Here is a 20,268-nt window from a genome sequence, read left to right as displayed (position 1 = left end):
CCACCTGTCGAAGGTCTAAGTTAGAAGCGTGAGTGCCACGAGAGTCTTCGTCGCCCGACTGGCCGGGTGCTCCGTTTTCGACCCCGCCGGCGACAAGGTCGGCCGCGTTCGCGACGTCATCGTCGTCTACCGCTCGAAAGAGGCTCCCCGGGTCATCGGATTCGTCGTCGAGGTGCCCGGCCGCCGCCACATCTTTCTCTCCATCGGCCGCGTCACCAGCATCGGTTCCGGCCAGATCATCACCACCGGCCTCATCAACCTGCGCCGTTTCGAACAGCGCGGCGGCGAGGTGCGCGTCATCGCCGAGGTGCTCGGTCGCCGGGTCACGCTGGTCGACGGCTCCGGCACGGCGGTCATCGAAGACGTCGCCATTGAAAACAACGCGCAGGGCGACTGGGCGGTCAGCGACCTGTTCATCCGTCGCCCCAAGACCAGCCCCTCCCCCTTCGCCAAGGGCCAGACCCAGTTCGCCAAGTGGGCTGACGTTCGCGAACGATTCACCGGCGAGGCGCAGTCCGCCACTCAGCTGCTCGCGACCTACGAAGACCTGCTGCCCGCCGACCTCGCCAATGCCCTGCTCGATCTGCCCGAGGCCCGCATGCTCGAGGTGGCGGAAGAGATGAGTGACGAGCGTCTCGCCGATGTGCTCGAGGAGATGCCAGAGGGCGAGCAGGTCGACATCCTGAACCAGCTGGACGACGAGCGCGCGGCCGACGTGCTCGACCAGATGCAGCCGGATGACGCCGCCGACCTCATCGCCCAGCTCTCCGACGAGCGTGGCGAGGCACTCCTCGACCTCATGCAGCCCGAGGAGGCGGAGGACGTGCGCATGCTCCTCCTCTACGCCCCCGACACGGCCGGTGGACTGATGACCACCGAGCCGATCATCGTCTCCGCCGACGCGACGGTCGCCGAGGGGCTCGCGCTCATCCGCCGCCACGAGCTAGCGCCAGCGCTCGGTGCCGCCGTCTGCGTCACCCTGCCGCCGTACGAGCCGCCGACCGGACGCTTCCTCGGCATGGTGCACTTCCAACGGATGCTGCGCTACCCACCGAACGAACGACTGGGCACCTTGCTCGACCAGCGTCTCGAGCCGGTGAAGGTCCGCGCCTCGGCCGCGGAGGTCGCACGCACACTGGCGAGCTACAACCTCGTCTCCGTGCCCGTGGTCGACGACAACCATCGACTGGTCGGGGTGGTGACCATTGACGATGTCCTCGACTATCTGCTGCCCGACGACTGGCGAAGTCACGACGACGAAGCTCCGGTCGCACCGACCGATACCAGCACATCCCGCCCCTTTACCAGGCCGATAGCAACTACTGTCGGAAGGAGGCAGCCCAATGGCCAGACGCGATGACCCCGGTCTCGACTCACCCAAGGGGCTGCGCTCCGGCCTCCGCGGCCGCTTCACCGGCCGAGATCGCGTAGGTCGCTTCAGCGAGGGCTTCGCCCGTGCGATGGGTACCTCGTACTTCCTGGTCGGGATGACCATCATCGTGGTCGTCTGGCTGGTCTATAACTCCTCCGCCCCGCCGGCGGCGCAGTTCGATCCGAGCAGAACCAACTTCACCCTTCTCACCCTGATCCTCTCGCTGCAGGCCTCGTACGCCGCCCCCCTGATCCTGCTCGCGCAGAACCGTCAGGACGATCGCGACCGGGTGCAGTTCGAACAGGACCGTCAGCGTGCCGAGCGCAACCTCAACGACACGGAGTACCTGGCCCGCGAGGTCGTCGCGCTGCGTCTGGCCGTGCGGGACCTCGCCAGCAAAGACTTCATCCGCGCCGAGCTGCGCTCGCTGCTCGAGGAGCTGGAGAAGGACAAGACCACGGACGACACGCCGAGTGCCTGAGCCCACGCCGGACTCGGGGCCAGCAGCCGATGTTCTCTCCGCGCTCGCTCGCGTCATCGACCCGGAGATCCGCCGCCCGATCACCGAACTCGACATGGTGGGCCCCGTGTCCGTCGACGCGGATGGCGCGGCATCCGTTCAGATCAAGCTGACGATCGTCGGATGCCCGGCCGCCGACACCATCGAGCGCGACGTCACCGCCGCGGTCGCCGGAGTGTCTGGCGTGAGCTCGGTCGCGGTCGACGTGCAGGTGATGACCCGCGAAGAACGCGGAGCTCTCACCGAGAAGCTGATGGCGGGACGCAGCCGCACCATGCAGTTCGGCCCCGATTCGCTCACCCGCGTGATCGCGGTCACGAGCGGCAAGGGCGGGGTCGGCAAGTCGACCTTGACCGCCAACCTCGCCGTGGCGCTGGCCGAGCGCGGGTTGCGCGTCGGCCTCGTGGACGCGGACGTCTTCGGCTTCTCGATTCCGGGAATCCTCGGCATCACGGGGTCGAAGCCCACCCGCGTGAACGAGATGATCCTGCCGCCGGTCGCCCACGGGGTCAAGGTGATCTCCATCGGCATGTTCGTCGACACGTCGACGGCCGCGGGCGCGGCGGTGTCGTGGCGCGGGCCGATGCTGCACCGCACTATCCAGCAGTTCCTCACCGACGTGTATTTCGGCGATCTCGACGTGCTGCTGCTCGACCTGCCGCCCGGGACGGGCGATGTCGCGATCTCGATCGGGCAGCTACTCCCCCAGGCCGAGGTCTTAGTGGTGACGACCCCGCAGCCGGCGGCGGCGGAGGTCGCCGAGCGCAGCGCGATCGTGGCGCGACAGACCGGTCAGAAGGTGATCGGCGTCGTCGAGAATATGGCGGGTCTCGCCCAGCCCGACGGCAGCATCCTTCACCTGTTCGGGGAGGGCGGTGGCACGGAAGTCGCCCGGCGACTTTCGGTCGATGCCACGGCGGAAGTCCCGGTGCTTGCGTCGATCCCGCTGAGCATTCCGCTGCGCGCCGGCGGGGATGCCGGTGCCCCGGTGGTGCTGTCAGACCCGGAAGACCCGGCAGCGACGGCGATCACGGGACTCGCAGAATCGCTGGTCGCGCTCGGTCGCGGGCTTGCCGGCCGCAAACTCGGCTTCAGCGTCCGCTGAAAGTTATCGCGGGTTGATTCAGCGGTGCGAGGGCAGGCGACGGTAGCCGTCGCGGCTGGCGGCAACGATCGATCCGGTGATGGCCCAGACGGAGACGGCGACAAGAATGATGGAGATGGTGAGCATGGAGAAACCTCGGGTCTACTGATGGTGAATACCCCAATTCCACACCCGCCAACCCTTTAGCACAATCAAATAGTTCTTCTACGAATGTGTAGCCTGTCTTCATGGACGTGCGTCGATTAGAACTGCTGCGGGAACTCGCAGAACGGGGCAGCATCACCGCCGTCGCGCGGGCGACGAACCGCACCGTGTCGGCGGTGTCCCAGCAGCTGAAAGTGCTCCAGCGCGAGGCCGGTGTGCCGCTCACCGAACGATCGGGACGCGGCATCCAGCTCACCGGTGCAGGACGGATGCTGGCTCAGACGGCAACGGATGTCGCCATCGCCCTGGAGCGCGCCGACGCGCTCTGGGAGGACTTCAAGCAGGCCCCCCGGGGCGAGGTCACCCTCACCACCTTCCCGACGGGAGGGCAGATGCTGCTGCCCGGACTGCTCGATGCGGTCGCCGACCTCCCCGGCCTCACCCTCATCGCCTCCGATCAGGATCCGGTACTTCCCGACTTCGCCGATCTCACCCCCGACTTCGACATCGTGCTCGCCGACTCCCCCGGCATGCAACCGATCTGGCGCGAGCGCGGACTCGCCGTGGTGAAGCTGATGGAGGAGCCTCTCGACGTCGCGCTTCCCGAGGGACATCCGCTGACGGCTAAGACGAGCCTGTCGGCCAAGGACCTGATCGACGAGACCTGGATCGGGGTGCCGCGGGGCTTCCCGTTCGACCGCATCCTGCGCCAGCTCGAAGCGATCACTGGGCAACAGGCCAAGATCGGCCAGCGCTTTGTCGACAACGGCATCACCGAGGTGCTGGTCGGCAGCGGGCACGGGCTCGCCATCCTGCCGCGCTTCACCACGCGGGACCACGAGAACGGCCTCACCACGCGTCCGCTCTCCGGCGTGCGAGCGGTGCGGCAGATCTCGGCTCTGATGCGTCCGGATCGCGCCGAGCGGCCATCCGTTCGCCTGGTCGTGGAGGCGCTGCGCGCTGTCGCCGCGCAGGTCGTCGAAGAGCATCGCCCCAGTTGACCTGTGGCAGGTCTCGATAGCCGTCCTCCTTCGTCGGGCGCCACTCGACCAACGGGGTCACGCTCGCCATAAGATGAGGCATGCCCGGAGCCCAGCCCGAGCGGTCGTTCATCGATGAACTCGACCGTGACATCCTCTCGTCGACCGGCACCACCGCGCCCGTCTTCGCACCCTTCACCGGCGCGAAACTGCACGATGTGCCCCAGAGCAGCACTCAGGACGTGATGGATGCCGCAACCCGCGGTCGACTCGCGCGCCGCGAGTGGCAGGCGGCCGGCTTCGATCACCGCCGTCGCGTGTTGCTGCGCGCGCACGACCTGCTGCTGGAGCGCCGCGAGGCACTCATGGACTGCGTGCAGGCCGAGACGGGCAAGACCCGCGGCCAGGCCTTCGAGGAAGTCTTCGTCGGCGCGAGCACCACCCGCTACTACGCCGTCAGCGCTCGCAGCGTGTTGCGCACCCGCCGCCGTCGGGCCGCCATCCCGCTCGTCGTCAGCACCCGCGTCGGCTACCAGCCGAAGGGCCTGGTCGGTGTCATCACCCCCTGGAACTACCCGCTCAGCCTGTCGCTGTTCGATGTGATCCCCGCGCTGGCCGCCGGCAATGCGGTACTGCAGAAGGCCGACAACCAGGGTGCGCTGAGCATCCTCTCCTCCCGCAAGGCGTTCATCGATGCCGGCGTGCCCGAGGCGGTCTGGACCGTCGTCGCCGGGGACGGGCCGAGCATCGGCGGGGCGGTGATCGACGCGAGCGACTACATCTGCTTCACCGGGTCGACAGCCACCGGTAGCACCGTCGCCGAGCAGGCGGCCAAACGCTTGATCGGCGCCTCGCTCGAGCTCGGGGGAAAGAACCCCATGCTGATCCTCGACGACGTCGACCCGAAGAGGGCGGCCGAGAATGCGGTGTACGGCTGCTTCTCGTCGATGGGACAGCTCTGCACCTCGATCGAGCGCATCTACGTGCACCGCGCGGTGGCCACCGAATTCACCGCCGAGTTCGTCGCTCGCACGAAAGCGCTGAAGCAGGGTCCGGCCTACGACTATTCGACGGATGTCGGCTCCCTCGCGCTCCCCCTTCAACTCGAGCGCGTGCAGGCCCATGTCGCCGACGCACTCGCGAACGGCGCTACCCTCCTCGCCGGCGGACGCGCCCGCCCCGACCTCGGGCCACTATTCTTCGAACCCACCGTGCTCACCGACGTCACCGACGCCATGGCATGCTCACGCGCGGAGACCTTCGGTCCCGTCGTCGCGATTACCGTCGTCGACACGGTTGACGACGCCATCGCCCAGGCCAACGACACCACCTACGGCCTCAACGCCTCGGTCTTCAGCGGATCGGTGCGGCGCGGCATCCGCGTCGCCGAATTCTTGGATTCCGGCAGCGTCAACATCAACGAGGGCTTCCGCGCCACCCTCCCCTCAGTTGACGCGCCGATGGGCGGCATGAAAGACTCCGGCGTCGGGCGCCGAAACGGCCCCGAGGGACTTCTGCGATTCGTCGAGCCGCGCACCATCTCGGCGGTGACCGGCATCATGACGCTGCCGCGCACCGGGGCGGAGTTCGCGAAGATGGGCCCGCTGATGATCACGCTGCTGCGCACGCTGAAGGCGCTGCGGCGGCGCTGAGACTACCGGCGCTAAGTCAGGTCGCTTCGCTGTCGAACGGCGTCGGCGCACCGTCGGCCATCTGTCGACTGCGCTTGACCGACGCGGACTCCGTGCTGGGCGGGCGCACCACCGCAACCGAGGGAGCCGACTCGTCGTCGAACAGGGCGTCGCGGATGATGCGGCGCGGATCGTACTGACGCGGATCGAGCTTCTGCCAGTCGACGTCGTCGAACTCCGGACCCATCTCGTCGCGCAGGCGGTCTTTGGCGCCGTTCGCCATGTCGCGCAACGCCCGCACCACATGCGCGAGCTTTGCGGCATAGGCAGGGAGGCGCTGTGGACCCACGACAAAGACCGCGATCACCGCGATCACGAGCAACTTGTCGAAGGTCAATCCCAACACCCGATCAGACTAGCCGTTGCGAGTGGAGACCTCCCGTACGCTTAGGGACCGAGCAAGGAGTGCAGGTGTCAGACAAAGATTCGAGCTGGAAGTTCGCGGAAGAGTTCATCGTCGAACGACCGGAGATCGCCACAGCCCGGCAGCACTCCGTCGAACTCGGAGTGGATGCAATCAGCCCGGCGACCGGTGCGCAACTCGCCCTGGTCGCGGCCGCCGCGCGGGCGACGAACATCATCGAGATCGGCACCGGCGTCGGTGTGAGCGGGCTCTGGATGCTCACCGGCGCGCCCGGCGCGACCCTCACCTCGATCGACTATGAGACCGACCACCAGGATTCGGCGCGCACGGCGTTTCTGGCTGCGGGAATCCCGAGCAACCGCATCCGGCTCATCACCGGTCGCGCTCTCGATGTGCTTCCACGCATGAACGAGGGCTCGTATGACATCGTGCTCGTCGACGCTGACGCACAATCGGTGATCGAATACGTCGAGCATGCCCTGCGATTGGCCCGCCCGGGCGGGATCGTGCTGGTTCCGCATGCGCTATGGCACGACAGGGTCGCGGATCCCGCTCAGCGGGGCGAAACCGTTACCGGATTCCGTTCCCTGCTGAGGGAGATCGCGACCTCTGACGCGGTCATCAGTGCCCTGTCACCCGTGGGTGACGGATTGCTGCAGCTGACGAAACGCTGATGCGTGATCCGCTTACGCGGACGCTGCGACGACCCCTGCGAGTGCGTCATGGAGTTCTCTGGCCTCGGCATCGTTGACCGAGACCACCAGGCGACCCCCACCTTCGAGCGGAACGCGCACGATGATGAGGCGTCCCTCCTTAACAGCCTCCATCGGTCCGTCTCCGGTCCTCGGCTTCATGGCTGCCATGATGAATCCCCTTTCGTGGAATAACCTCCATTATCCCGTACCTTTCGGCGAACCCGAAAACGGGGGCGTCCAGGCGACGCGCCGGTGGGGCGCGAATCGGGCCACGGGTCACGGCGGAGTCCAGTCGTAGCCGTCGAACCACCAGCAGATGAAGAGCCAACCGAACTGGCCCGCCACGCAGAGCACGACCAGCGATATCCGGTACCACCACGCCCGGGGTTGCGCGGCTGCCCCCAGCATCGGGAAGATCGGAATCAGGAGACGGAACGTGCTCGACTGCGGAAAGAACACCGCGAACAGGTAGAGCCCATAGCTCGCCAGCCAAAGCCGAAGATCGGGTCCGAGCCGCCGCACGGCCGGAACGAACAGCAGCGCGGCGAAGCCGGCGACGATGAGGCCGAGCAGCGGATAGACGGCCCAGCCGAGATGCCACTGGGCACCCCAGAAGCCCGCAGCTTGAAACCATGGGGTGAGCGGAAGCAGGCTCTGATACCCGATGTAATCGCTCCGCCAGGCCAGCTCGGTCTCGGTATAGGCCCCCGGCACCCCCGTCACGGCCCAGGCAAGCAGCGGCCAGGCGAATCCCATCAGCCCGGTGAACATCGTGATCGCGACCGCCAGTGCGCGCTCCGGCAGCGGAAACGGGTCGCGGTCGCGCCGCACCCAGCGCAGGATGACGTGCAGCCCGAGCGTGAGCGCCAGCGCGAGCAGCCCTGGCCTCGTGAGCCCGGCGAGCGCGACGATCGGGAACATCAGGGCATAGCGACGCGTGACGAGCAACAGGAGCGCGAGCGCCAGCAGGAACAGGAACATCGGCTCGGCGTACGACACCTGCAGAATCGGCGAGAGCGGTGCCGCGCAGAACAGCACCACGGCGAACAGCGACGTGCCAGCGGGGAGAACGCGTCGCATCAGCCGGAAGAACACCAGCGCGGCGGCCAGCGAGAACGCGAACGAGACGACCACGGAGAGCAGGTCCCACGGCAGGGCCGTCACCGTCATCAGGAAGCGCACGAGCATCGAGTAGGCGGGCAGGAACGCCCAGGAGTTCTGCGTCACGTGCCCCGCGGCATCCACCGGCAGCGTCGGCGGATAGCCGGACACCGCCACGTAGTGGTACCAGGTGCTGTCCCAGAGTTGCGCGAAGCCGAGGTAGCCGGGGTGTGGGCCGGTCCAGTAGTTGCGTGGCTGCCACGACGCGAACAGCACCAGCAGGCTCGTCGTCACCACGCGGGACAGCGCCCAGACGACGAACACCTTCAGCCACCACGGGGTCAGCCGGTAGCGCACCTCGAGGTACCGCCGTGCGGCCACCGGACGTGCGTGCGCGGTGGCGAGCTCAGTCACGGTCCCGTCAGCCACGCCCGCAGCCCGCGTTCGCATTCGGCGATCTGCTCGATGGCGACGCGCTCGTCATCGGCATGGGCCAGGAGCGGATCGCCGGGCCCGTAGTTGACGGCGGGGATGCCGAGGGCCGAGAAGCGGGCGACATCCGTCCAGCCGTACTTCGGCTTGGCCACTCCGCCGACCGCCGCGACGAACTCCAGCGCCAGCGGATCGTTCAGACCAGGGCGCGCGCCCTCCGCAGAATCGGTGACGACCAGCTCGAAACCGGCAAAGGTCTCGCGCAGGTGCGCCTCGGCATCTGCTGCACTCTTGCTCGGGGCGAAGCGGTAGTTGACCGTGATGATGCACTCGTCGGGGATGACGTTCGTGGCCACACCGCCGGCGATGAGCACGGCGTTGAGTCCCTCGCGATAGACCAACCCATCGACCTCGACCTGGGCGGGTTCGTACACGGCCAAGATGTCGAGCACCGGGGCAGCAGCGTGGATCGCGTTCTTGCCCACCCATGCCCGGGCCGAATGCGCACGCAGCCCGGTGAGACGGATCTCGGCGCGCATGGTGCCGTTGCAGCCGCCCTCCACCTGCGAGTTCGTCGGCTCGCCCAGGATGGCGAAGTCACCGGCCAGCAGCTCGGGACGGTTGCGGGCGACCCGGCCGAGGCCGTTCAGGGAGGAGTCGACTTCCTCGTGGTCGTACCAGATCCAGGTGAGGTCGACCGGCGGGTCGGTGAGCTCCGCGGCGAGCTTCAGCTGCACCGCGACGCCGGCCTTCATGTCGACGGTGCCGCGGCCCCAGAGGTAGTCGACCCCGCCATCCGTTTCGACGCGGGTCGGCAGGTTGTGGTTGATCGGCACCGTGTCGGTGTGGCCGGCGATGACCACCCGGCGGGCGCGACCGAGGGTGGTTCGGGCGACGATGGTGTCGGCATCCCGCATCACCTCGAGGTGATCGAGACCCTCGAGCGAGCGGATGATCGCCTCGGTGATGGTGCCCTCGTCGTCGGAGACGGAGGGGATGTCGCACAGCGCACGGGTGATCTCGAGCGAGCTGGCGCCGAGGTCGAGCACGGGGGCGTCAGCTGAGGTGGCGTCATCAGGGGTCACGGGCCGAGTTTACCGAGCCGTGGCCGCCGCTACCCTGGGGTCATGACTGAACGTAGCGCCTGGGGTTATGGACTCGCCACGATCGCCGGGGACGGCACCGTGCTCGACACCTGGTACCCGGCTCCCGCGCTCGGGCCGATCCCGGCCGGCCGCGATCCGTACATCTCGCCGACCAGCCTCGAGCCGCTCATCGGCGACGATCCGCGCCGCAATGTGCACGTCGACTTCGTGACCGTGCAGATCGACCTGGATGCCGCCCCCACGTCGACCTCGGATGCCTACCTACGCCTGCACCTGCTGAGCCACCTGCTGGTCGAGCCCAACTCGATCAACCTCGACGGCATCTTCGGGCAGCTACCGATCGTCGCCTGGACGAACGCGGGCCCCGTGCATCCCGCCGACTTCGACCGCCTGCGGCCGCTGCTGCAGCGGGCCGGCATCGCCACCCACGGCATCGACAAGTTCCCGCGACTGCTCGACTACGTGACGCCTCCCCGGGTGCGTATCGCCGACGCCTCCCGTGTGCGTCTGGGTGCGTATCTCTCCCCCGGCACCACGGTGATGCACGAGGGGTTCGTCAACTTCAACGCCGGCACGCTCGGCACCTCCATGGTCGAGGGGCGCATCTCGCAGGGCGTCGTCGTCGGAGATGGGGCGGATGTCGGCGGCGGCGCGTCGATCATGGGCACGCTGTCGGGCGGCGGCACCGAACGCGTCGCCGTCGGAGCGAGGGCCTTGCTCGGTGCCAACTCCGGCATCGGCATCTCGATCGGCGACGATTCGATCGTGGAGGCTGGGCTCTACGTGACGGCGGGCACCAAGGTGACGGTGCTCGGCACGGAGCCGCGCAGCGTGAAGGCCGTGGAACTCTCCGGTGTGCCGAACCTGCTGTTCCGCCGCAACTCGGTCACCGGAGCGGTCGAGGTTCTCGCCCGCGACGGCCGCGGCATCACCCTGAACGCCGCCCTGCACGCGTAGCGCATCGCCCGCCCGGGCCCGGCCCCGACCGCCGCCGGCCGCGCTCTTCCGCTCGAAATGAAGGGCTTTTTCATCGGGCGCAGGACGAATTCGGGGTCGAGGGCTTCGGACATCCGCTCTTCTCCTTCATTTCGAGTGAGAGTGAGACGTTCTCCACCGGAAGGGTGATCGGCGAGGCGGCGCACGACGCGCTCGTGCAGCATTCCGGCATGACGATTGCCGACGACATCAGAACACTGGGCGGGGTTGCAGCCACCCATGAACTCCTGAGACGAGGCTGGAGTTCGCGGACACTCAGTCGCGGGGTGGCGGCGGAACAGATCATCCGGGTCCGCCAGGGCTGGTACTGCCTGCCCGACACTCCCGCACACTGGGCCGAAGCGTTCCGCGTCGGGGGCCGGGTCGGGTGCGTCTCCGCTGCCGCCGACTACGGGATGTGGGTCTTCCACAGCGGGCACCTCCACGTCGATGTCGCCCAGAACAGCGTGCGTCTACGCAGTCGACACGACAAGGATGTCCGGCTCCGCTCGAGCGGCGACGCGACCGTTGTGCACTGGCGCGAGCCGGATGCACACTGCTCGCGCTTCTCTGCGTCGCCGCTCGGCTGCCTGCGCGACATGATCCGCTGCCAGAGCCCGGAACGGGTGGTCGCCGCAGCGGACTCTGCGATCCGGATGGGCCTGGTCTCCCGCGGACAGTGGTCGCGGGAAATCAGCCGGGCGCCGGAGCGGCTGCGCGATCTCCTCGCGCAGGTAGACCCGCTCTCCGAATCGATCACCGAATCGCTGACCAGGTTCCGCCTTCAACGGCTCGGTCTAGCACCGCGCCTCCAGATAACGGTCGCCGGGGTCGGCAGGGTCGATCTGCTTATCGGTACTCGACTGGTCATCGAGATCGACGGACGGGCGTATCACTCCGACCCGGAGCGATTCGAGGCGGATCGGCGGCGTGACGCGCGACTTTCGGCGCTCGGCTATCGAGTGCTGCGGTTTAGCTACGCCCAGATCATGCGGTCCTGGGCGGAGGTGAAGGCATCCGTTCTTGCGGCGGTCGCGCGCGGCGACCACCTGCCATGACCGACTATCGCGCACCCGCCGGACCCCCGGCGCTGCCCTCGCTGCGTACTAAGCGAGCGCGTACGAAATGAAGGAGAACCGAGTCTCGCGATACGAGACTTCCCCGCGCTCATCGAACGCCGTGCGCACGACTCCTTCATTTCATGCAGGCGGGATGTCGCGGGCAGAAGATACGGCTCAGTTCAGCCGAACAGCGGCCGGTTAGCACCCGCGTAGAGAATTACCGCCCCGAGAAGGAACGCCCCGATTACCGCCCCGAGAAGGAACGCCCCGATTACCGCCGCGACGGCGACCAGGCCCGTCCACCACGTTGCGCGGCCACGGCGCCGAACCGCGAACGTGAGAGTGAGCGAAATCATGAAGAATACGGGAATACCGAACAGCCCGAACCATCCTGCGAATTCCATCACGCCGAAATCACAGGTATCCGGTTGGCAAGCATCGCCGATCAGCGCCATCACGATGGACATGGGCACGAGCAGCACCGTGAGCACGCCGGCGAGCACCAACAGAACCGTAGTGAGGCGAGCATCCCACCCGCTCCTGCCGTTTCTGTTCGAAATGACGGAGAACTTCATGCCAGCGCAATCCGACACACCACGCGTTCGGGACCGTGCCCGAAGACTTCCTTCATTTCGAGCAGAAACGACAGGAACCACCGCGGATGCCTGACCACCGCGGGCGTCTGACCACCGCGGATGCCTGACCACCGCGGGCGTCTGACCACCGCGGGCGTCTGCGGACGATAGCCGGGCAGCCGTTGCTACGCGGAGGGCCAGGCGCGCTCGGGCTCGCCGATGTAGAGCTGCTGCGGGCGGCCGATCTTGGTGGCCGGGTCTTGGTTCATCTCGCGCCAGTGCGCGATCCAGCCGGGCAGGCGCCCGATGGCGAACAGCACGGTGAACATGCGCGGCGGGAAGCCCATCGCCTTGTAGATGACGCCGGTGTAGAAGTCGACATTCGGGTACAGCTTGCGCTGGATGAAGTAGTCGTCCGCCAGTGCCACGGCCTCGAGCTCCTTGGCGATGTCGAGCAGGTCGTCTTGCACACCGAGCGCGGCGAGCACCTCGTCGGCGCTCTCCTTGACCAACTTCGCCCGCGGGTCGAAGTTCTTGTAGACGCGGTGCCCGAAGCCCATGAGCCGCACGCCGTCTTCCTTGTTCTTCACCCGCTCGACGAACTTCTCGACCGACTCGCCGCTGTCTTTGATCTGCTGCAGCATCGTGAGCACCGCCTCATTGGCGCCGCCGTGGGCCGGCCCGTACAGCGCATTGATGCCCGCCGAGATCGACGCGAAGATGTTCGCCTGCGTCGATCCGACGAGTCGCACGGTCGACGTCGATGCGTTCTGCTCATGGTCTTCGTGCAGGATGAGCAAGCGCTCGAGCGCCTTCGACACAACCGGGTTCACCTCGTAGGGTTCCGCCTTCGTGCCGAAGTTCAGCTTGAGGAAGTTGTCGACGAAGCTCAGGCTGTTGTCCGGGTAGAGAAACGCCTGACCGAGGCTCTTCTTGTGCGCATAGGCCGCGATCACCGGCAGCTTCGCCAGCAGACGGATGGTCGACAGCTCGACCTGCTCCGGATCGTGAATGCTGAGCGAGTCTTCGTAATACGTCGACAGCGCAGATACCGCGCTCGACAACACCGACATCGGATGCGCCGTGTGCGGCAGGGCGTCGAAGAACCGGCGCAGATCTTCGTGCAGGAGGGTGTGGCGGCGAACGCGGTTCTCGAAGCCCGCGAGCTCGGTCGGCGTCGGCAGCGAACCGTATATCAGCAGCCAGGCCGTCTCCAGGTAGGTGGAGTTGGCCGCGACATCCTCGATTGCGTAGCCGCGGTAGCGCAGGATGCCCGCGTCCCCGTCGATGTAGGTGATCGCACTCTTCGTGGCTGCGGTGTTGACGAAGCCGTAGTCGAGCGTGGTGAGCCCGGTCTGCTTGGTCAGGGTCGAGATGTCGATGCTGGATGCACCATCAACACTCTGTCGGATGGGGAACTCCGCGCTTCCGCCGGGAAAACTGAGAGTCGCCTTCTGGGCGTCATTAACGGCTTCGTTCACGGATACAGCCTAAAGGTGAGCGACGTCCATCGTCGTATTCGACAATGCACCGATGCGTCAGTTGGAGAGAGTGGCCAATCGCGCGACCGCGGTGGCGATCGACTCGTCGCTGGCCGTCAGCGCGATACGAACATGCTGCGAGGTTTCGTCACCATAGTACGAGCCAGGGGCCACCAGGATGCCGAGGTCGGCCAGGCGTTCGACCGTGCGCCAGGCGTCCTCGCCGGCGGTCGCCCACAGATACAGGCCCCCCGCGCTGTCGTCGACACGGAGCCCGGCGCCCTCGACGGCGGGCTTCAGCAGGTCGCGGCGCGCACGGTAGAGCGCGCGCTGGGCATCGACGTGCGCGTCGTCGCCGAGCGCGGTCACCATGGCGACCTGCACGGGCGCGGGCGGCATCAGCCCGAGATTCTTGCGCACGGCGAGCAGTTCGGCGATGAGTTCACCGCAGCCAGCCACGAATCCGGCACGGTAACCGGCGAGATTCGACTGCTTGCTCAGCGAATAGACGCTGAGTACTGAACTGCGGTCTCCCGCGATGACTCGCGGGTCGAGGATGCTCGGGGTCGCGAGACTGCGACCTGCCTCGGTCGCATACGGGGCTTCCCAGGCGAGCTCGGCGTAGCACTCGTCGCTGACGATGATCGCCCCGAGCTCACGGGCCCGGGCCACCGCTGAACGGAGCTGCGCGACATCCATGATCCGGCCGTTCGGGTTTCCGGGGCTGTTGATCCAGATGAGCCGGGTTCCCTCCGGCCACTCCGCCGGGTCATCGCTGGCGACGACCGTCGCGCCGACCAGGGCTGCTCCCACCGCGTAGGTCGGGTATGCACGCGCGGGCTGCACCACGACATCCCCCGGCCCGAGCCCGAGCCAGAGGGCGAGCCCGGCGATGAGCTCCTTCGAGCCGATCGTCGGCAGCACGTTGGCGACGCTCAGGTCGGTGACGTTGCGGCGGCGCGCGTACCACGAGACGATCGCCTCGCGGAGGGCGACGCTGCCGGCGGTCGCCGGATAGGAGTGGGCGTCTGTCGCCAGCGCGAGCGACTCACGGATGATCGCCGGCGTCGGGTCCACCGGCGATCCGACGGAAAGGTCGACGATGCCGCCGGGGTGGGATTTGGCGCGCGCCGCAAACGGCTCGAGCGAATCCCAGGGAAAGTCGGGAAGCTGCAGCGGGGTGCGCGGCATGTGCGGGCTAGGCCGCGGGACCCTGCGGCGGCAGAGCGGTGATGACCTGGTGATCGTGGTGGATCACGCCCACCTTGGAGGCGCCGCCGGGCGAGCCGATCTCAGAGAAGAACTCGACATTCGCCTTGTAGTAGTCCGCCCACTTCTCGGGCAGGTCGTCTTCGTAGTAGATCGCCTCTACGGGGCACACCGGCTCGCAGGCACCGCAATCGACGCACTCGTCGGGGTGGATGTAGAGCATCCGATCGCCTTCGTAGATGCAGTCGACGGGGCACTCGTCGATGCAGGCACGGTCTTTGACATCCACGCACGGGAGGGCGATGACATAGGTCACGAGGCGGGAGTTCCCTTCGGTTGAGCAGGTCTGTCCAGCTTATCGTGGCGAGAGAAGGTGCCCGGCGCAGGCCAGGCGAGCACGACCAGTGCGATCACGGCCGGCCCATAGGTGAGCGCATAGCCCGCGGGGTTTGCCGGCACCAGCACGGATCCCCCGGTGCCCGGCACCGACAGCAACCCCACCACACCGATGAAGCCGATGGCGGCGAACAGCGGCACCAGTCGCTCCCCGAAGGCGAGACGCGCACCGACGAACAGCGCCGCGGCTACCGCCACACTCACGACCGCCCCGACCGGGGCCGGCCACGAGCCGATCATCACGCTGAATTGGTGCTCCACCGTCGACACCCCACCCAGGGCGGCACCGACGACGAGAGCGAGCACATACACGAAGATCTTCACGCTGAGCGACTGCTCTTTCCACACCGGCGGATGCTGCGCTGCCTCCCGCACCCGAGAAAACGACTCGCTCACACCGATGGCGCGCGCCGGTCCTGTCGAGAGTGTGAAATTGTCCCCGTCGATGGCGAGCTGGCTACGGTGGGCCGCCATGGCCGCACGTTTTCGATCGAAGACGGGGCGAACATCCAGAGTCAGCTCCCCCGCAGTGCCGTCGGGCTGCACGGCGAAGAACGGAATGCCCATCACGTCGGCGGCGCGCTGGGCGGCCTCGGCGGCGCGAATGTGGTCGGGATGCCCGTAGCCGCCCGTGCCGTCGTAACTCACCACGGCGGTGGCCTTGGTCTGATCGATGACGGTGGCGATGTCGGCGGCGACCTCGCCGAAGTCCGCGGCGGAGAGGGAGTCGTCGACGACGACATCGAGCGGCATCGCACCGGATCGGCCCCACTGCATCCCCGAGTCGAGGTAGGTTCGCGGCTCCCGGTCCGCCCAGCGGGCGTTGCGCTCGCCCAGGAAGCGATGGTCAGAAACGCCGAGAACGGCCAGCGCAGCGGCGAGCTCGCTGGCGCGGTGCTCGGCGAGCGCCGGGCCGTCGCCCTGCAGAGAACGGATGTCGAGCGGCACGACCTCACCGTGCTCGCCCCGGGTGCAGGTCACCACCGTCACCGTCGCGCCGCGGTCGACCAGGGTGGCGATGGCGCCCCCGGTGGTGATGCTCTCGTCGTCGGGATGCGCGTGGACGAACACCACCCGTTCGCTGTCGATCGCCTGAATGTCGTCTCGCGCCATGTGGACAGGATATTGCTCTCCGATTAGAGTCGACCCGGTAAGGTAAGCCTTACCAATCCCCGTCTCAGAGTGAATTGATCCCGTGCTCCCCAACTTTTTGATCGGCCTGCGTGAAGGCCTTGAGGCCGCTCTCGTCGTCGGCATCCTCATCGCCTATGTCGTCAAGGTGAAGCGCGGCGACGTGCTCCCCCGCATCTGGATCGGCATCGCCATTGCGGTCCTGGTCTCTCTCGGCGTGGGCGCGATCCTCACCTGGGGGCCGTACGGTCTGTCCTTCCAGGCGCAAGAGGCGATCGGCGGCGGGCTGTCGGTGGTCGCCGTCGGATTCGTCACCTGGATGATCTTCTGGATGGCGAAGACCGCGCGCAGCCTCAAGCACGACCTCGAGAACCGCATGGACCTCGCTCTCATGGGCGCGGGCTGGGGAATCGTCGTTCTCGCCTTCCTCTCGGTCGGCCGGGAAGGAATCGAGACCGCCCTGTTTATCTGGGCAAGCGTCGCGTCGAGCCCAGACACCGTCATCCCCGCTCTTGGAGCGCTGCTCGGCATCCTCGCCGCCGTCGTGATCGAGGTTCTGATCTTTCGCGGTTTCGTGCGCATCAATCTCGGAAAGTTCTTCACCTGGACCGGCGGCTTCCTCATTATCGTCGCGGCCGGAGTACTGGCATACGGCATCGGCGATCTGCAGGAGGCAGGCCTGATCCCTGGAGGATCGGCCAAGGCCTGGGACTTCAGCGCGGCGATCCCGGCGAGCAGCTGGTACGGAACGGTGCTGCAGGGCATCGTCAACTTCAACCCGAACCCGAGCTGGGCGCAGGTCATCGTCTGGGCGCTGTATCTGGCGGTGACGGTCCCCGCGTTCATCCACCAGCACCGTCGCCCACAGGTTGGCACCCCGAAGCCCTCGACAGCGCAGACGTCCCCGTCCCAGACGGCATCCGCCCTCGCGCCAGCACAGCAGCCCTCAACAGCAGGAGAGCACCAATGAAGTACCAGCACCTCATCGCCGGAGCCGCGGCGGCAGGCGCCCTCGCCCTCATCCTGACCGGATGCGTGCCCAACAATCAGAACGCCTCCTCGGGCGCATCGGCGACGACGGTGAACGTCGCGGCTTCTGACAACGCCTGCGACCTCTCCGCCACTACCGCACCGAGCGGCGCGATCACCTTCACGATCTCCAACTCCGGATCGGATGTCTCGGAGTTCGAGATCGTCGCCGAGGACAAGCTCCGCATCATCGGTGAGAAGGAGAATGTCGGGCCAGGCACGACGCCCAAGTACGTCGCCCAGCTCGAGCCAGGCACCTACTACACGAGCTGTAAGCCGGGCATGGTCGGTGCGGGCGTCGGCGAGACCAAGTTCACGGTCACCGACTCGGGCGCGAAGATCGTGCCGGCCAGTGACAAGAAGGCGATCGCCGGCGCGGTCGCCCAGTACGTGTCATACGCCAAAGACCAGGTCGGCGAACTGGTCACCGACACCCAGACCTTCGTCGCCGCATTCGAATCGGGCGACGTCGCCACGGCGAAGAAGCTCTACCCCGCCGCTCGCGCCCACTACGAGCGCATCGAGCCGCTGGCCGAGAAGTTCCCCGACCTCGACACCGACCTCGACATCCGTGAGGCCGACCTCGACGCCGGAGCCACCTGGACGGGCTGGCACCGCATGGAGAAAGACCTCTGGGCTCCGGCCGGCTACACGCCGCTCACCGCCGACGAGCGCAAGACCCTCGGCGACAAGCTGAACAGCGACACGAAGAAGCTCTACGAGCTGTTCTATGACACGAGCTTCAGCGTCACCCTCGGCGACGTGAGCAATGGCGCCATCGCGCTCATGGACGAGGTCGCCACCGGCAAGATCACCGGTGAAGAAGAGACCTTCTCGCACACCGACCTCTGGGACTTCCAGGCCAACATCGAGGGCGCAAAGGTCTCCTTCGAGAACGTGCGCGACATCGCCGAGGGAAAGGGCGCGGCCGGAAAGAAGCTGGTCAGCCAGATCGACGCTGACTTCGCCACCCTCTCGACGACGCTCGGCCAGTACGGCTCGCTCGACAGCGGCTACGCGCTCTACAACGACCTGTCGACCGACCAGATCAAGCAGTTGTCAGACCAGGTCAATGCCCTGGCCGAGCCGCTTTCCAAGCTCACCGCCGTGGTGTTGAAGTAATTTGATCCGCAAAAAGCGTACCTCCACGCCGTCCTCCGCTACCCCGTCCTCCGCTGACGGAGGCGCCTCAACCGCGCCGCCAACCCCGACGACGGATGACCGCGGCGTGACGCTCAGTCGCCGCGGGCTCCTCGGACTCGCGGGGGCCGGCGTCGTCGTAGGAACCGGGGCGGGGATCGGGATCGACCATTTCGCGATCGCGCCGGCCACGGCATCCGGCACCTCGGGAGCGGCAGCGGTCTATCCGTTCTACGGTGAGCACCAGTCGGGCATCACCACCGCGGCGCAGGATCGGCTGCACTTCGCCAGCTTCGACGTCGACGGCTCCGATCGTTCCGAGCTGATCTCTCTGCTGAAGGACTGGACGGCCGCAGCGGCACAGATGACAGCGGGCAAGACGGTCGGCACCGGTGCCGTCGGCGGCCCTCTCGACGCCCCGGCGGACGACACAGGTGAGGCGCTCGACCTGCCGCCATCCGGGCTGACCATCACCTTCGGCTTCGGTCCATCGCTGTTCGACGGCCGGTTCGGACTCGCCGGCAAGCGGCCCACCGAGCTGATCGACCTGCCGCACTTCGCCGGTGACGCGCTCGAGGCGGCGCTCAGCGGCGGCGATCTCTGCATTCAAGCGTGCAGCGACGACCCGCAGGTGGCCGTGCACGCCATCCGCAACCTGTCCAGGATCGCGTTCGGGCGCGCCTCCATCCGCTGGTCGCAACTCGGCTTCGGTCGCACCTCGTCGACCACTCGTGACCAGGTCACGCCGCGCAACCTGTTCGGCTTCAAAGACGGTACGGCCAACGTGAAGGCCGAAGACACCACACAGGTCGACGAGCACGTCTGGGTGCCGCGCGGCGACTCTGCGTCCTGGATGACGGGAGGCTCGTACCTCGTTGCCCGCAAGATCCGCATGCTCATCGAACCGTGGGACCGCACGTCGCTGCGCGAGCAGGAGCGAGTGATCGGCCGCAACAAGGGCGAGGGCGCACCGCTGAGCGGCGGCAAGGAGTTCACCGAGCCGGACTTCCACGCGAAGGCCTTGGGCTCCACCCTGATCGACCGGGACGCGCACGTGAGGCTTGCCCACCCCGACCAGAACAAGGGAGCATTGCTGCTGCGACGCGGCTACAACTTCGTCGACGGCAACGACGACCTGGGTCGACTCAACGCCGGACTGTTCTTCATCGCGTTCCAGCGCGACCCCGCCTCGCAGTTCGTGCGGGTGCAGCAGAGCCTGGCCGGGCACGATGCACTGAACGAGTACATCCGGCACGTCGGTTCCGGCATCTTCGCGGTGCCGCCCGGAGCCAAGCCAGGAAGCTACGTCGGCGCCGAGCTGTTCGCCTGACCATCGACGCCCGAAATAAACGGAGCTATGCTCAGGGCATGGATGCCGATCTCCGTTCTGCCATCGCCCACGACGAATCACTCCGCAGTCGCCGCCGACTGTCCACAGCGCTCGTGGTCATTGCCGTCATGCTCTTCGCCGCCGCCTGGTTCATGGTGCCGAGCGGCATCACGATCCTGGTGACGGCGAGCTCGACGGCCGGCATCGTGCTGGTTGAGGTTGGCTCGCTTGCACTGGTCGGTGGTGCGATCGTGCTGATCGCGGGACTACGGATGCGGCGGGCCGTCGCCCGCGACATCCACTCGCCCTCGTCCGCTCCCGGCAAGCCCGACCCGCACTTTCAGAAGGATCCCGCGGCGATGGCCAGCCCGAATCCGCCATACAACTGGACCGGCATCACCATCGGCGGCTCGTAGCCATCGCTTAACGAC

At 67.1% G+C, this 20,268-nt stretch carries 21 protein-coding genes; 12 read left to right on the top strand and 9 right to left on the bottom strand.

The features are described 5' to 3' along the window. Positions 1-28 precede the first annotated feature (28 nt). The 5 genes from IV501_RS06830 to IV501_RS06810 all read left to right on the top strand — a co-directional run bounded on the left by IV501_RS06830 (position 29) and on the right by IV501_RS06810 (position 5,773). Entirely contained in the window at positions 29-1,360 is a 1,332-nt protein-coding gene (locus IV501_RS06830; RefSeq protein ID WP_200555700.1) for a magnesium transporter MgtE N-terminal domain-containing protein, read from the top strand. Continuing rightward, positions 1,344-1,853, top strand: a complete 510-nt coding sequence (locus tag IV501_RS06825; protein WP_200555699.1) for a DUF1003 domain-containing protein — start codon at positions 1,344-1,346, stop codon at positions 1,851-1,853. The genes IV501_RS06830 and IV501_RS06825 overlap by 17 nt, the downstream gene beginning before the upstream one ends. After that, positions 1,846-2,997, top strand: coding sequence for an Mrp/NBP35 family ATP-binding protein (locus tag IV501_RS06820; protein WP_307812217.1), 1,152 nt, complete (start codon positions 1,846-1,848; stop codon positions 2,995-2,997). Before IV501_RS06825 ends, IV501_RS06820 begins: the two co-directional genes overlap by 8 nt. 227 nt (positions 2,998-3,224) lie before the next feature. Beyond that, positions 3,225-4,142 carry a LysR family transcriptional regulator gene (locus IV501_RS06815; RefSeq protein ID WP_200555698.1) on the top strand — a complete coding sequence of 306 codons (918 nt, stop codon included), beginning with the start codon at positions 3,225-3,227 and terminating at the stop codon, positions 4,140-4,142. A gap of 80 nt (positions 4,143-4,222) precedes the next feature. After that, positions 4,223-5,773: a succinic semialdehyde dehydrogenase gene (locus IV501_RS06810; protein WP_200555697.1), complete on the top strand. Its 1,551-nt coding sequence runs from the start codon at positions 4,223-4,225 to the stop codon at positions 5,771-5,773. Positions 5,774-5,789: 16 nt separating this feature from the next. On the opposite strand, the gene IV501_RS06805 is transcribed toward IV501_RS06810, so the two are convergent. Further along, positions 5,790-6,158, bottom strand: coding sequence for a sec-independent translocase (locus IV501_RS06805; protein WP_200555696.1), 369 nt, complete (start codon positions 6,156-6,158; stop codon positions 5,790-5,792). A gap of 65 nt (positions 6,159-6,223) precedes the next feature. Here IV501_RS06805 and IV501_RS06800 point away from each other — a divergent pair, with 65 nt between their 5' ends. Then, complete coding sequence (locus IV501_RS06800; protein WP_200555695.1) at positions 6,224-6,850, top strand: O-methyltransferase; 627 nt, start codon at positions 6,224-6,226, stop codon at positions 6,848-6,850. 12 nt (positions 6,851-6,862) lie between these two features. Here IV501_RS06800 and IV501_RS06795 read toward each other — a convergent pair whose 3' ends face one another. From IV501_RS06795 to dapE, 3 genes are all read right to left on the bottom strand, one after another. Continuing rightward, on the bottom strand, positions 6,863-7,039 hold the full coding sequence (locus tag IV501_RS06795) for a DUF3117 domain-containing protein (RefSeq protein ID WP_200555694.1): 177 nt from the start codon (positions 7,037-7,039) through the stop codon (positions 6,863-6,865). 108 nt (positions 7,040-7,147) lie between these two features. After that, the gene (locus IV501_RS06790) at positions 7,148-8,401 is read right to left on the bottom strand and encodes a hypothetical protein (protein ID WP_307812216.1); all 1,254 of its coding nucleotides are present in this window, start codon (positions 8,399-8,401) and stop codon (positions 7,148-7,150) included. Continuing rightward, entirely contained in the window at positions 8,383-9,489 is a 1,107-nt protein-coding gene (dapE, locus tag IV501_RS06785) for a succinyl-diaminopimelate desuccinylase (protein WP_200555693.1), read from the bottom strand. The genes IV501_RS06790 and dapE overlap by 19 nt, the downstream gene beginning before the upstream one ends. Before the next feature lie 42 nt (positions 9,490-9,531). Between dapE and dapD the strand changes: the two genes are divergently transcribed. After that, positions 9,532-10,467: a 2,3,4,5-tetrahydropyridine-2,6-dicarboxylate N-succinyltransferase gene (dapD, locus tag IV501_RS06780; protein WP_200555692.1), complete on the top strand. Its 936-nt coding sequence runs from the start codon at positions 9,532-9,534 to the stop codon at positions 10,465-10,467. Positions 10,468-10,676: 209 nt separating this feature from the next. Continuing rightward, positions 10,677-11,543, top strand: a complete 867-nt coding sequence (locus tag IV501_RS06775) for an endonuclease domain-containing protein (RefSeq protein WP_200555691.1) — start codon at positions 10,677-10,679, stop codon at positions 11,541-11,543. Positions 11,544-11,725: 182 nt separating this feature from the next. Here the strand turns inward: IV501_RS06775 and IV501_RS06770 are convergent, their stop codons facing one another. The 5 genes from IV501_RS06770 to IV501_RS06750 all read right to left on the bottom strand — a co-directional run bounded on the left by IV501_RS06770 (position 11,726) and on the right by IV501_RS06750 (position 16,320). Further along, positions 11,726-12,049, bottom strand: coding sequence for a hypothetical protein (locus tag IV501_RS06770; RefSeq protein WP_200555690.1), 324 nt, complete (start codon positions 12,047-12,049; stop codon positions 11,726-11,728). A gap of 257 nt (positions 12,050-12,306) precedes the next feature. After that, positions 12,307-13,602, bottom strand: a complete 1,296-nt coding sequence (locus IV501_RS06765; protein ID WP_200555689.1) for a citrate synthase — start codon at positions 13,600-13,602, stop codon at positions 12,307-12,309. Between the two features lie 57 nt (positions 13,603-13,659). After that, positions 13,660-14,793, bottom strand: coding sequence for a succinyldiaminopimelate transaminase (dapC, locus tag IV501_RS06760; RefSeq protein ID WP_200555688.1), 1,134 nt, complete (start codon positions 14,791-14,793; stop codon positions 13,660-13,662). 7 nt (positions 14,794-14,800) lie between these two features. Next, complete coding sequence (fdxA, locus tag IV501_RS06755) at positions 14,801-15,127, bottom strand: ferredoxin (RefSeq protein WP_200555687.1); 327 nt, start codon at positions 15,125-15,127, stop codon at positions 14,801-14,803. Further along, entirely contained in the window at positions 15,124-16,320 is a 1,197-nt protein-coding gene (locus IV501_RS06750) for a PIG-L family deacetylase (RefSeq protein WP_200555686.1), read from the bottom strand. Before IV501_RS06750 ends, fdxA begins: the two co-directional genes overlap by 4 nt. An 82-nt stretch (positions 16,321-16,402) precedes the next feature. Between IV501_RS06750 and efeU the strand changes: the two genes are divergently transcribed. The 4 genes from efeU to IV501_RS06730 all read left to right on the top strand — a co-directional run bounded on the left by efeU (position 16,403) and on the right by IV501_RS06730 (position 20,253). Next, a complete protein-coding gene (efeU, locus tag IV501_RS06745; protein WP_200555685.1) occupies positions 16,403-17,308 on the top strand; it encodes an iron uptake transporter permease EfeU in 906 nt (301 codons plus the stop codon). After that, entirely contained in the window at positions 17,305-18,489 is a 1,185-nt protein-coding gene (gene efeO / locus IV501_RS06740) for an iron uptake system protein EfeO (RefSeq protein ID WP_200555684.1), read from the top strand. Before efeU ends, efeO begins: the two co-directional genes overlap by 4 nt. Before the next feature lie 106 nt (positions 18,490-18,595). Continuing rightward, the gene (gene efeB / locus IV501_RS06735; RefSeq protein WP_200555683.1) at positions 18,596-19,837 is read left to right on the top strand and encodes an iron uptake transporter deferrochelatase/peroxidase subunit; all 1,242 of its coding nucleotides are present in this window, start codon (positions 18,596-18,598) and stop codon (positions 19,835-19,837) included. A gap of 38 nt (positions 19,838-19,875) precedes the next feature. Then, positions 19,876-20,253: a hypothetical protein gene (locus IV501_RS06730; protein ID WP_200555682.1), complete on the top strand. Its 378-nt coding sequence runs from the start codon at positions 19,876-19,878 to the stop codon at positions 20,251-20,253. Positions 20,254-20,268 lie beyond the last annotated feature (15 nt).

This window comes from Lacisediminihabitans changchengi (genome assembly GCF_016634425.1).
Lineage (GTDB): Bacteria > Actinomycetota > Actinomycetes > Actinomycetales > Microbacteriaceae > Lacisediminihabitans > Lacisediminihabitans changchengi.
This window is presented reverse-complemented; position numbering and strand designations above follow the sequence as displayed.